8 protein-coding genes are annotated in these 13409 nt (G+C 39.8%); all 8 read right to left on the reverse strand.

Going from position 1 to position 13409, the window contains the following annotated elements; all coding sequences use genetic code 11:
- Positions 1 to 43: 43 nt before the first annotated feature.
- Positions 44 to 3820: a DEAD/DEAH box helicase family protein gene (locus IHV80_RS08880; protein WP_192888773.1), complete on the reverse strand. Its 3777-nt coding sequence runs from the start codon at positions 3818 to 3820 to the stop codon at positions 44 to 46.
- A 14-nt stretch (positions 3821 to 3834) separates the two neighbouring features.
- Positions 3835 to 5838, reverse strand: a complete 2004-nt coding sequence (locus IHV80_RS08885; protein ID WP_192888774.1) for a phospholipase D-like domain-containing protein — start codon at positions 5836 to 5838, stop codon at positions 3835 to 3837.
- A 1-nt stretch (position 5839) separates the two neighbouring features.
- A complete protein-coding gene (locus IHV80_RS08890; protein ID WP_192888775.1) occupies positions 5840 to 7093 on the reverse strand; it encodes a hypothetical protein in 1254 nt (417 codons plus the stop codon).
- A complete protein-coding gene (locus tag IHV80_RS08895; RefSeq protein ID WP_192888776.1) occupies positions 7071 to 7610 on the reverse strand; it encodes a HEPN domain-containing protein in 540 nt (179 codons plus the stop codon). Before IHV80_RS08895 ends, IHV80_RS08890 begins: the two co-directional genes overlap by 23 nt.
- Before the next feature lie 18 nt (positions 7611 to 7628).
- Positions 7629 to 9134 (reverse strand): VWA domain-containing protein, encoded by a 1506-nt coding sequence (locus IHV80_RS08900; protein ID WP_192888777.1) that lies wholly within the window; start codon positions 9132 to 9134, stop codon positions 7629 to 7631.
- A gap of 34 nt (positions 9135 to 9168) precedes the next feature.
- Positions 9169 to 10692 carry an AAA family ATPase gene (locus IHV80_RS08905; protein ID WP_226088481.1) on the reverse strand — a complete coding sequence of 508 codons (1524 nt, stop codon included), beginning with the start codon at positions 10690 to 10692 and terminating at the stop codon, positions 9169 to 9171.
- A gap of 368 nt (positions 10693 to 11060) precedes the next feature.
- On the reverse strand, positions 11061 to 11963 hold the full coding sequence (locus IHV80_RS08910) for a hypothetical protein (RefSeq protein WP_192888778.1): 903 nt from the start codon (positions 11961 to 11963) through the stop codon (positions 11061 to 11063).
- Between the two features lie 2 nt (positions 11964 to 11965).
- A complete protein-coding gene (locus IHV80_RS08915) occupies positions 11966 to 13408 on the reverse strand; it encodes an AAA family ATPase (protein ID WP_192888779.1) in 1443 nt (480 codons plus the stop codon).
- Between the last annotated feature and the right edge of the window lies 1 nt (position 13409).

Genomic DNA, 13409 nt, shown 5'->3' on the forward strand with positions numbered 1-13409 from the left:
ATCGACCTTCAACTTACACATTGGCTACAGATTTTTGAAAAGACTACAGCTTATCTTGATGATCTACTATGTACTCTAATCTATCCGCTTCAACAGCTAGAGTATAAGTACAATAGACAAACTCTTCCCAACTGAAGTTATCTAGTGGATGGATAATCCGTCCACTTATACCCCCCTCTTGGTCAAGCAAAAACTCAACAACATCGATTTTCTTGTTTCTCATCCACGTGTATTGAACAATTTTCTTGTCTTTATTGACACCAAACTTAGCTATATTTTCAGCTAAGACAGCCTTACTAATTAAGAGGCATAAACCATCGAGCTCATAGACCTCGACAGTATGATAACGCCGTAATGCTTCATGCCCAATATCAAACCTTAAGGCGATATGGTCTGGCTTATAAGTTACATCGACAGTGACATCTAACAGATGATTATTCAGTTGTAATGAAGAATAGCGAACATCTTTAGAATAACTAAGAAGGCATTCAGATTGAGGAAAATGCTTTTCTCCCTTAAGGCGTTGGAGTCCAAGTCTGTCAAAGGAGAACTCAATTTCCTGAGCTTGTGTAATCGTATTATCACCAACAAGCATTTCACTATTCGCATACAACTGGTAACTACCAGATCCAGTTTCAACAGCAAGAGTCCGATGCGGTTTTTGCCAGCATTCCTTTTGCATGTATTCGAACAAGCAATCGTTAGAAAGTTGGTAGTGAGCTAATTCACGTTCGGTGTGAAATAACAGATCCCCAGTCCTTTTCGCTGCACTAATTTGCGCTGTTACTTTTTCACCAATAGATTGCTCAAATTGCTCAACAAGTGATTTTACGTGCGCAACCGTATCGCTTACTGTAGTACTATGCTTTTCAATAATGCCTTGCTTTATCTCTGATAAATCAGGGAATGAAAATTCTGCATAAGGCGACTTCAAAAAACTGACTATCTGAGATGGAATATCAGACTTATCACTCAGAGCTTCGTCTGTATTTACAGTATCGAGTGGTTTTGTTGTTGGCTGTTCAAGCTCATGAAGTGATTCGATAAAATCATTCAGGTTATGACATAACTGTCTAACTTGTAGCAGTTCAATGCTTTCTTTTATGTAGGGAAAAGCAACCTGTATCAGATCATCTTCTAATGTCACTTTACCTTCAGATTCTCCATGCGAGATGAATCGACGTTGCGTAAGAGATGCTACTCGATCTACACGTCCTGTTTTTTGTTCAATACTCACAGGAGAGCCGGATAAACCGTAGTGAACCACACTGTCACAGAAGGAATGTAAATCTTCGCCCTCTTGGAATACATTCGTTGATATCAGCGCCAATGGGTATCCCGGCATCCGAAATTTACGAGCCTGGGCAGAACGAATACCATAGGTTTCACCTGTTGCGCCAATAACAGGTGATACAGGGTTTAATCTTTTACTTAGAAACGAACGTCTCTCATCTTGTTTTTTATCGAGAACTTCAGGGATATTCACTTTAATAATGTGATCCAGTTGATCTGCTAGTGCTGATAGTTCTTGGTATGTTGAGAAGCCCGCACTCTTTTGTTGTTGCTTAATACGCGAGACTAGATCTTTTAGTAAATCAGTGCGGTCTTTTGATTTAAGTTTACCCGGAGATTGCTTCAAACGGGATAGATAGAGATCAATGATACCATGCCCAGTTCTTAGGCATAAACTAATAACCTGGCTATGAACGTCTAGTTTCTCTAGTAGCGCAACACAATCTCCATTGTTCATGAGTGCAGAGTAGAGAGCATCTTGAAGTGGAAATATAACTTGTAATAAGTTTTTTTTCTGAAGTTCAGTGTAGAAAGTTTCTCTAGATAGATGTTTCTGGAGTACATCGAGCGACACATCCCCATTATTATTAATCGATGGGGAGTAATGTGTCACTAAGCCTTGTAGTAAAGGTTCCAAGAACAAATATTTAGTATCAGAGCACATTAACCATTCAATAAAGCCCAGCTGACAAGCCCTGAATTCATCTAGCTTGTTTTTCGGTTGTTTGGAATCCCTGTACTTCCTTGCATACGTTAACAAATCATCCTGATTTTTCGTAATAAGCTTTTCTAAGTTACCCAGTTCCTTTTGATTCGTTAGGATAAACGCTGCCCAATTATGCTCAAAAATCAGACCAATCGCCCGATTTTTAGATGATGTCGCTTTACGAATATCGTCTGGAGTACTCAAATTCGATACCGAGTTTACCGTAATATCAACCGCTTCTTGAGTTAATTTTCCACGGAAAAACCAAGAGAAAAATGTATCATTCTTCGGGGGTTGGTTATCATCAGGCGTCCCCTCTTTGCCTTCAATATATTCCCCTTCAGAAATGCCCTCTTCCTTATAACGGCTGTCGTGTCTATATGCTTCAAATAATGTTTTAAACATTGAATTCATTGGCTTGTATAAGCTCAACTCTTCAGAAATGTAACTTTCTAACCACTGACTATAGTGATCATCGAGCTTGTCTTTCAGTTCTTTCACACTCTTCACACGTCTTACGAAGACAATCTGTTTTTTGTTCTGTTTAAATAACTTGCCACTTAGCTGTTCGCAAACGGTATCCATTTTGGGATGAGGTAAAGTGGTACCAAGATTTGACTCCTTGTAGCTTTCAACAATACGATCAAGGACATTTCTATCTTGAGCATCCTTCGTGTCTCTGTCGGTATCATCATTATCGAACTGAACAGGCAATGATTTTGCTGTTTGTGCATAGCTTTCAAAACTAGCCATCATACCGATTTGAAATGCAGGGCTGTCCCCTGCTCTATTTAGGCTCTCACCAACTTTCTTTTGAACCAGTGCTGTAACCAATTTTTGATGATCACTTTTTAGCTGAACTTGTGCCGAGGCGCCATCTCTATGCTCTTTTCGATACATGTTTCGAGTATGGTCACGGCCATTCACTTCAATACGGTTCAGTCTTCTCACCATAAAGTGGCGAAGGTGTTTCACTATATTTTCTTTATCGTCGTTAAATATATTGTCTGGTAGGAGGTTTCCTTTTCCTACCAATCTCAACTGATTTCTCAGCTGGTTTATATTCCGATCATATGGTGTAGCTGACAGGAGAAGTGCATTTTTTACCCTTGGCTGTAAATTGCCATTGAAACCTAAAACCTTAGACAACACCTGATTGCGATCGCTGCTTTCAAAGCCATGTTTAAAGTTATGTGCCTCGTCAATAATGATAAGATCAAAAGTAGGCAAGATGTAATTCAGAGCTTCAGCATATCTATCTTTAACATCATGCTTAGACTCAATGATCTTAATCCAGGTTTTAGCTGGTACAAGTTCTTGCAACTCATCGCAGCGCTTTTCCCATAGAAATAGGTCATCATTCAAACTGATACTAAAACTGTCTTTAGAAATAAAGTAATCAGCATAATATCCACTCGAAGCAGCGTAGATCATCTCCGGAACATTGTTGCAGCTAATATGGGGAACAGCCGATTTTCCATCTGGGGTACGAATACGATACTGAGAAACTTTCACATTATGTGCAATAAAGCTTCTGTACTCTTTTAACCATTTATCCTGAACATTCTTACTCGGACAGATATAAAGAACCCTTAGCGATGGGTTGAAATAGCGCATCAAGGCCACAACACCAAGTGCTATGTAAGTCTTCCCCATTCCTACTTCATCAGCAAGATAGCCAAGCCCCACACTAGGATCTGCAATCATATTATGCAGAGCGACTGCGCCTTCTAGCTGAACTTTTCCTAAAGGTATTAGAGATTCTTGCCCTCCTGAAAAATCGACCAATTCTCGGGCATTTTCCAAATCTAGCATTGTCATAGTTGGTCACTCATTTATTGAACCGATTCAGTGTCGTAGGGATGAGAAAACTGGGTTTCAAACCAATTAAAAAATCGCTGACGATCTTTTGCTGAATTATTGTCGAGTTTGATATCGTCACTATGTTTAAGTGCTCTGATGCGCCTTTCAATTTCATTGATCAACCCTTCAACATTTGAACGACAAACAAAGTCATCGTCATTCAGAATTTCCAATGCAGAAAGGGATAATAAATAAGCAATAATTCCATCGTAATTTTCTGACTCTTTGTCATACACACATTGAATAAGCGAAGGTAAGCTATCTATACCAGCCCCTGTTAGGTAATAGTCAACTTGTTCTGAAGCATCGTTTGCAAAGGCAACTTTTAGACGTTGATTTAAAATTTTAAATGCTTGGAAAATTTCGGCATATTCGCAGAAGAACTGGTTTTCAACCTGGTCGTCATCAATGCCCGTGATCTCTCCACCGGCTTTTGTTAATACCAATCTATTGATGAAGGCGTTATCTAGTACAAGCTGACGTTGCTCTGGCTTCATACCTGAATAGATAGCGAGTATTTGTTGAGGTGTTAAAGTTGGAAGTTCAATAGGTTTATGTGTCCAGCTTGTTTGTTGAATCATAATCCTATGAGTTGTAAACGGTTTATTCGTTCTCTCATTCACACCACTGACTTCCATCAGAGAACTGTTTTTTAAAGCGTCTTCAAGATTTATACTCGGCTCACAATGCGTTTCATTGTAAGTAACTTGCCACGGATTGGTGACAACGTCACCATTGGGACCATGAAGTTGGATCTCATACTTCATGCACTTTGATGTTCGACCAATCAGTGTTTTTTCTTTCCAGTCATACGTTAAGTAGAACTCAGGTAAGGTTTCATCACTATCAGCATCCCCCTCAGGTCCTTCTTCGATTGTCGATGGCTCAAATTTAACGAATGCTTTCTGTTGAAGAGGTTCAAGCATCGATTTGATTTTTGGTAACCTAACAAAGAACCCCGACTCCACATTTTCAGAGGTTGCCATATGGCTGAAGTTCACAGAGCCAATAAATACCCATGATTGCATTCCGTTATAAAAATGAAAAATTTTGGCATGCAGCTTACGAAAAACATCTTGATTTAACCCTAATGAAGTCTGCAGTTCTTCTGTCCATTGCCCCCACTCAATATCATCACTGTCATTGATGTGTTCAAAAAATTCTTTCTGGCAAAATGCCGTTTCCTCTTCATCTTGTGGTAAAAGCATGGTTATGCTTTTAACGCCAAGAGGATAAAATTTTTGATGTAACTTACTTTTAGGATCGTCAGGAAAAAATGGCGATATAATTTCTAATTTCCAATTCTTATATTGGTTAAGTACTTCACTTTGTTTCAAAAACTTAAAAAAATCACCTTTGGTTCTTTCCAGATCAAAATAGTGAACCGTTGGAGCACGATTAAAATAAGTACAGTCTTCTAAGAAACTTTTAATAGCCGTAATTGCATCAGAGTTGATATTACGATGTCGATTTGACTCTAGGAAGGCGATGTCTGACTTTAAGCGGTTCAAAAAACGTTGTTTTACATTACCACTCGATACATCTTCCCAATGCTGTACCTCTATGTTTTCCCACCAACCTTTTTGGGTCAGATTATTTGAACCAGAAGAAAACAGAAGTGTTTGATTTCCATCATCATCCTCACCCAGTAGGTAAATATTTTTGGCATGAAATGCACGGTTACCTGCGGTGACACCATGGCACAGGTACTCCATTTGAGGTGACTGCTCTTTCTTGAACACTTTTGCATCATAGAATACATCAATGCTTAAATCTGATTCCCTAAGTATTTCTCTAATTTGAAATAGCTTAACGCGCTCGTCAGTCGAGTAAGGTGTATGTGTTGGCAATAGTTCGGGAATTACTTCTAATTCGAAAAAATTGGGCTCAAATGTATATGAAGTGAAAACAGCTGCGATTATATGTTTGTCATTGATTACCGAGGCCAATGCATTGGTGATTGAAGATTTCTCCATACTATTTCCCCTCGGAAATCATAAGATTTTGATAAGTTAATGCCATGGTTAAAAATGAGCCAATAAAATAGTCATACGCCCATTTTTTTCTTAATTCTTCAGTGTTTAATAGTTTTGCTGATTCGCTTTTGATCAACACGTCGAGTTTCTTATTTTCATCAACTCGAATCCATGCTGCGCCACCTCGCTTCTGCATGACTACCTTATTAAGATCAATGATCATCGTGATAGCATTGGTAAAATCATAAGATTTGATTTGTTTAAGGATCATTGAAATTTGATCTTTTCGCGGATAGTTAGACTGTGGTAATTCGTCTGGCAGATAAGAAAAATCAAACTCTTTATCTTCTAAAGTCTTAATGACTTTTTCTAACTCAACACCATGCTGGGTCTGGCAGTATTGGAAAATGTTATTGATAGCCGCTAGTACTTCATCTACCACAGTAATCTCTTTGAGCGCAGACTTTAACTGAGGTGAAATGTTTTTGTTTAGCAGTTCATTAATATAACTATCTTTGTTACTCATAAGAATTCGATTTTTAACTAGCTCCTGAGTATGACGCCATAGCTCTTGCTGTAGGCAGTTTTGCCCCTGTTCTAACTTTGTGGAGCTAGTAATACCGACTAACAGTTGTTCAAGCATATTTAACGTGATAGCTGGATTAGCCAGCATATCCATAAATTCAGCGGAATAGCTTTCTAAACGTTGAACTGAGATTTCTTTAGCACTAATCATTTCTTGAATTGCTGGCTTATCAACAAGAGCTTCTAACTGCAAAGCAATTTGTAATCCGCTTTCGGTTAATTCCCTATCATTACCACGAATAAGACCAGTGTCTCTCATTGCGGAAGAATAAAGCCCCCACAGCCCATAACTGGCTTGATTACTCAGTATTTGTTCTTTACCTGTACCAATCGCAATTTTATTTTGCTCATTCATGCGCTGTGAAACACGGTTAATCCCCATAATTGCATTAGATTGCCCAATACGCCTTAAATAGGCTGCAACTTGTTCATAACGTAAAAAGTATTCTCGAATTTGCTTATTGCGAGCTGTTGGCTCTGATTCACTAGCCAATTCATTTGCCCAGTAAAAACCAAGTAATGCCGTTGTGAAGTTTTCAAGAGAAGAAGTAATTGTTGTTAGATTTCCGATGACATTACGGCCTAAAGTACTCCAAACCAACTCGAAGCCCAAAGGGTCTCTGGAGCCTTTGGGCTTCGAACGGTCATCAAGAAGAGACAATAATGGCATGCTCAGTGGCCTCAACTAGGTTTTTAAAGAACTTAATGCACTTTTCAGCTTCTGGCTTACTGATCAAGTGAGATGTTTGCTTATCTACAACAGAACGATGCACTGCATCCCCACGCTTCTGTATCCACTCATTGAGTTTAGCTCTAGTTCTGTTGGGATCTTCATAACCAGGCCACGACCAAGAACCGGTCACATCAATACCAAGAAAACGTTCAAAAATATCTTTTGTTTTTTTGCTATTCGGCGTATGAAAGAACTTTAGTTCTTTTTCCAATGAATTACTGATGAAGTGACCTATCTGAGAGCCTTGAAGTACCTTTGTCTGCAATGCAACTTCCTCACTAACCTTGTCTTCCACATAAGTTTCCCATGCGGTTAAAGACATTATCAGCGCAGCACGCTTTAATTCTTCAGGGTCACGTCCCAAATCTGGAATACTCTTCATGTGTTCATATGCTTCTAAAATCCTTTCAGCGTCTTGAATAGACACATCGAAGATATTTCTTGCTTGGTACATAACAATCCTTAATTTTTACTAACGTCTTAAGTCAGTCCACTCTGAAAAGTAATGAATGGGTTCACAAATTTTGTTCATTGATGCGTAGTGAGAGTTACCTATTTGAATACCGTGAACCTGTAACCCATGATTTTTCCTTCGGTTGCTAATTTTTCTACTTAATCCCGAAGACACTGGAAATTCGCCATCACTAACTAGCAAGATATCGGCTTTATACCACTCTTCCGAATCACATTTTTGCAGAGCTTTATTAAGAGGCTCGTCGACATCAGTGCCACCACTAAAGGACATGGTTAAAAAGTTAAGTAAGTCATTAAAGCCTGAAGCATCCAATGTTAGGTCAAGCTCACTGACTTCTCCCTTGCTACCAAATAAATAAACGTAACAGCGACGCTTTTCCTTGTATGCGACCTTTAGACATTCCAAAACACTGGCTTTGGCAATATTTTCGGGCAACCCAGCCATGGAGCCCGACGTATCCAAGCAAATCACCATCGGGCCTCGGTTCTTATTACTTTTATTACCCTGCTTTTCACTAACACACTCTTGCTCTAGCTTCTCTTCTGTCTCCAGGGTATCAGTTCCTTCCACTGAGTAAGAAATTAAAGCATGCTCTGCTCGCTTGGCGTGCCACAGTTTTTTAAGTACAGGGTTGGTTAACAGTGAGGCTTCTTGAGGCAACATTCTAGAGATCGAATCAGAGCGAGTAATGCCTTTAGTCTCCATTGGAACAAGAGGTGTCGTTACATACTTTTCATGTCTGGAAGTAGCACTCATTTTGATTACTATTTCTTCAAGGACTGAGCCTTCTGCTTGCTCATCACGCCCTAAGTCTCGAATCAGGTTTTGCAACTTGGGAAGCTTTTTAACAAGCTTGTTTAACCGAACAATATCGAGCCAGCCATGGCTTTGGAAAACGCCTTTTGATAAGTCAAAACCTAAACCTGTAATCAGTCCAAGTTCAGTAAATACCTCTTCTAATTGAGACCATACCGCTAGCCTCTCTTGCCATATATCAGGCAAGATTCCAACACCATCTTGTTCACCGAGCAATTGCTGCCAGACTTCCTTTGAGGCGGTTGCGGCAATCCTTTTTCGCTGTGTGTTAGTGAGAAAAAGAGGTTTGGTTTGATTGCGCTTGTTCTTTCTCTTCTCTAAAGTTTGTTTAATTTGGCTTAACGCTTCATCTTCTAACTTCTTTATCATGTCAAATACCAAAGGCGAGGCCTTCGATTGAAGCTTCTCTATTAGAGTAAGAACGTCCGAAAGCAACGCATCCGTGACCTCTTCATTCTTTGCACAGTATCGACTTAATCCAGTTTCTTCTATCACTTTACTGATTGCATCTGTCAGTGACTGAGGGGCTAAGGGATTTAAACTAGTCGGACTCCCACCCACAAGAAGTTCATTTCTGGAATTAACTAGGGACTCGCACCGTTCTACTAATTCACCATTAGTACTTGTAATTACAGCGGGAAGAAACTTCTCCGGCACGTTATCGAGGCATGTAAATTGACTATCCAAGTTGAATAACGGAGATTGAACCTGATATGACTCGCTAATCACACAGTTCTCCTTCGATTACGTCACTATTACTTGGATCTAGAATTAAAGTTGGGGATTCTTCTAGAGGAAGGTTTTTAAAATCTGATTCCAACGAAGCAACCCTTTTAAGTAATTTATCACCCTCTTTTATAGACGCTTGAAGAGCATTGGTAACTTCAGACAATAAGCTTTTTTCTAGCCAGAGGTGTTTATCAAAGTAGCCAGAGACTTCTGATAGCTCTTTGTTCACATGATTGCAATTGGATTCTACACTACTTCTTAGACTTTGGATTTCTCTAACTCGCCCTTCAATATGAGCTTTGGAAAAAGAGCTATTCAGGGGTATTGAAGTATTTTTGACCGCCTCCATGATTGGCTCATTCTTCTGTGAGCCAGAGTAATGTCGATTTTGTTCTGTCGTCTCATCTCCGTAACGATCTGTATAAAGTAATTTACCGCGATAATCTTTTTTATGGTATTTACTCACCTCTTTCGTTGTTTCTTCTCCATCTCTGTCGAGGTATAAGGGGCGACCTTTCGCATCTTGTTTATGCGTTTTTTGATCTTCTTTAAGCTTACCTTCCCAAGCCTTTATCACTTTTATTAGTCGTGAAGGCGGTTCTTTTCCATCAACTGTCACCAAGCGTTTATAAAGGTCCTGAAGACCTTCAAACTGTTCAGGTTGTTCCCATAAGCAATGAGGAAGAATCCACGCGTCGTAGATACTCGTTTCGTTATAACCGGAGGTTAAAGCTGATACTTTCATCAACTTCACCAATTTACGCCAACGACGATCAGATACGTAAATCTCTTGTGCGGTTAAGTAATGTCGAAACTCTTTGCAAGCTTCTAATGTCGCGGGAGTTATAACTACTTTCTCGGCGAGATGCTGTACCTCATTTAAATCTTCTATTTTCAAACGGATATTGAGCTCTGGATCAAAACCCACTAATGCACCGCACAATAGTTTGTCAAATGAATCATTAGACACAGGTGACACGTAAGAGCGCAGAATAAATCTATCGTACAGTGCACTTAGTTCCTGACCATCAGGTAGTTCATTACTCGCTGCAACTACAGATACTAAGGGAACATCAACTCTTCGATTTCCATTGTCGAACTGGCGTTCATTCAGCAACGTCAAAAGACTATTTAATATCGCACTATTGGCTTTGAATATTTCATCAATAAACGCAACGGATGCTTCTGGTAAATATCCACTAGTTAACCTGTTGTATCGGTCTTCTTCTAACGATTTAATCGAAAGAGGGCCAAATAACTCTTCAGGTACAGAAAAACGTGTCACTAGACGCTCGAAGTAATTGGCTTCAACAAACGCACTCTTCAGGCGTTTCGCTAATTCACTCTTTGCTGTACCGGGAGGCCCTATCAACAATACATGCTCCCCTGACAAAGCAGCAAGCATCATGAGCTTTACTTGATGCTCTCTTTCTAATAAACCGCTATTCATTTGAGCCATTAGTGTTTGTATTTTTTCTTTTCTATTTGGATTAACTGCACTTACCAACGTTGTCATAACTGACTCCTTCTTATTTAGTTTTCATGCCAAGAGAAACGCATAATTTCTCATTCAGGAAATCACATTCGTAGTTCTTCTTATGCACGTTCTTAACGAGCATTTCTGTGTACCCGACGAGTAAAGCATTGAGTTGTTATTGTTCTTTTCTCGCTCCCGCCTTCAATGACGTACAACTATAATGGCATCAACAAACATGCCAACGCTAACACTATGATTTCATTGAATCTAAGTGGAAAATCACAAATCTTTGTAGTAAATAAATTTATAATTCGTAAAAATAATTACCTAATCATTGATTTGTTTTGGGTATAAAAAAGCCGTTAGGTACAAGTACCTAACGGCTGAGGAGTTAATCTACTAGTGAGCTATGAGCCAACTACAATTATTGGGTCACCTTGACGCACGGCTGTATTTGAAAACTTTCGATACTCAGACTGGCGGGCCGTTTCTGCCACCCTATTAACATTGACATCAATGGCCCCTTGATAAGTAGCTTCATCCAAACCATGCCCAAATGAATACCCCACTTGTTTAGTTAACACAAATCGGTCATGCATTAGATTCGGCGGCCAGAGAGACAACTCCACTTCAAACCCAGCAGGCAATAGAGGTTGCACATGTTCAGTTAAGCCTCTTTGCAAATCCGCTCTCGTCTTTCCTTCATGGATTGCTGTATACACCAACGCTCTTCGACATGGCCGGCGGCCCGCAGAAAGGCGGTTAACAAACTCAATAAAGGGTAGCCTGTATCTATCATCTGAGGGATGAAAATATGGGTCAATAAACATAGCGACTTCAGCTAATGAAAGCGACACTGAAAGTGCGTCTGCTAGCGATTGTGCATTTCTCGGTACGCTAATAGTTTGGCCGATAATCCAATTTTGCGGCTCGTTAAACATCAACTCAGCGTAATCAAATTCACCGTTTGCTTCGTCGGTATTGCATGTAATGATGGCCTCTGTACCCAACTCCCCTTTTACATGTCTTGCCTGTTCTATCCATAAATTTAGGTTTGCTGGTATTTGTATACCTGGCATCAATGAGCTGCTTGCCAATTCAGAAATTTTGTCAAAACACTTTCTACGTTGTACTGGAGGTAACTGCATAGCTCTAATACTATCTTGTTGCGCCCTTACCCAGTTACGCTGCAAATTTGGGATAGCGGTAACAACTCGCCCTTTTTCTGCTCTAAAGTCTGTAAAGAAACGCTGTAAAGCATCTAAGTTTCTTGTGTAGGCATCAGGGTCCACGGCATATTCTCTAATCATTCTTACACCTCTCCGTAGCGCTCTTCAAAGAAACCTTCCGGCCAGTCAAGTTCGAAATCCCCACTGTCTGTAATACGCTGGCGTTGATAATGAATTTCATCGTCGTTTTTAAACACATTGATAACACTAATCTCATCAGGCGTTATTGAAAGCGTCCCTTCATCAATCGTTCTTCTTAAAAGGCGTAACATCAAGTGCTCACTATGAGTCTCGATGAGAAACATTTTATCTGGGTTGTTCTTAACTGCTTCGATCATCATATCCCCTAAAGCTAACTGCCATTTGGGGTGGATATGCAGTTCAGGTTGTTCACACGAAACGATAAGGTCTTGTTCAAGTGATGTGGCAACAACGAATGGGAATACTTGAGAAACGCCAACACCTACGCTTGATGGCAATAAATGTATGTTTGTGTGCGAGTCTTTGAGGATAACGGTTTTCTCAATCAAGCTTGCTTCGCCGTGATTAGGTGCTTCAAAACAATAATTGGTGCCAAAGAAATCATTGTTTGTAAATTTTTCATTGGTCTTAGCTTTAACACTTTCATTCGAGTAAGCGAACGTCTCCCAACCCGCAGTCCCATCATACCAACGTTGTGGACTGGTTTTACTGTTTAACACTATCGAACGATTTGGCACAACACGTAGTGGCCCGATATGAATGAAGTCTTCTAGCTTTTTCACCAACAATTTCATGGGCGCTAATATCGCTTGAGAAGATGTCGCTTCTGCAAATAACTTTGCAGCTAAAGGATGATCAGGAAAAACTTTATTCCAAGAGAATGGAGCATTAGATAGATCTAGACGAGTATAGATATTAGGTAATGCGTCCTGACCTTTCAGGAACATTTCTTCCCATTCTCCCGAATCAAATAAGTTGTTTAATGAGAACGATTCATCTACTTCCCAATGAGGTAACGGTTGATAATGAGTGATGCTACTTTGTTGTTTACCTGGTTGCGATTCGATGCAACACAACTCATTTCCTTTACTGTTACATTCATAACGGCTGACGAATGTCTTCTGTTTAAGGTGATCCCATCTAATATCTAATTCGAAATTAAATTCATCCGCTTCTGAATCAGGAGTAAAGCCTAAATAAGATTCGAGTAACCAACGCTCAGAATCGGACAAATACTCATCCCAAATATCCGTTGCACCATCCCTAAAATCAAGAGTGGCACCTATAGTGATAGTGCCATTTAAGTCTTTGCCATGAACTAGGTTTTGAAATCCACCAAAATAGAGGGCTTCGCCCGCTATTGAGCTATATTGTGCATCAAAGTTGCGCTTCGCGACTACTTCGTACAAATATAATAACGCATGAAGAACGGTACTTTTACCCGTACTGTTCGCACCAAAGAAAAGCGTGATAGGTGCCAACGGAATGACAGCCTTTGTCTTTATTCCCTTAAACCCACCAACAGTCAGTGACGTTATTTTCATA

The sequence above is a fragment of the Vibrio bathopelagicus genome (assembly GCF_014879975.1).
GTDB classification, from domain to species: domain Bacteria; phylum Pseudomonadota; class Gammaproteobacteria; order Enterobacterales; family Vibrionaceae; genus Vibrio; species Vibrio bathopelagicus.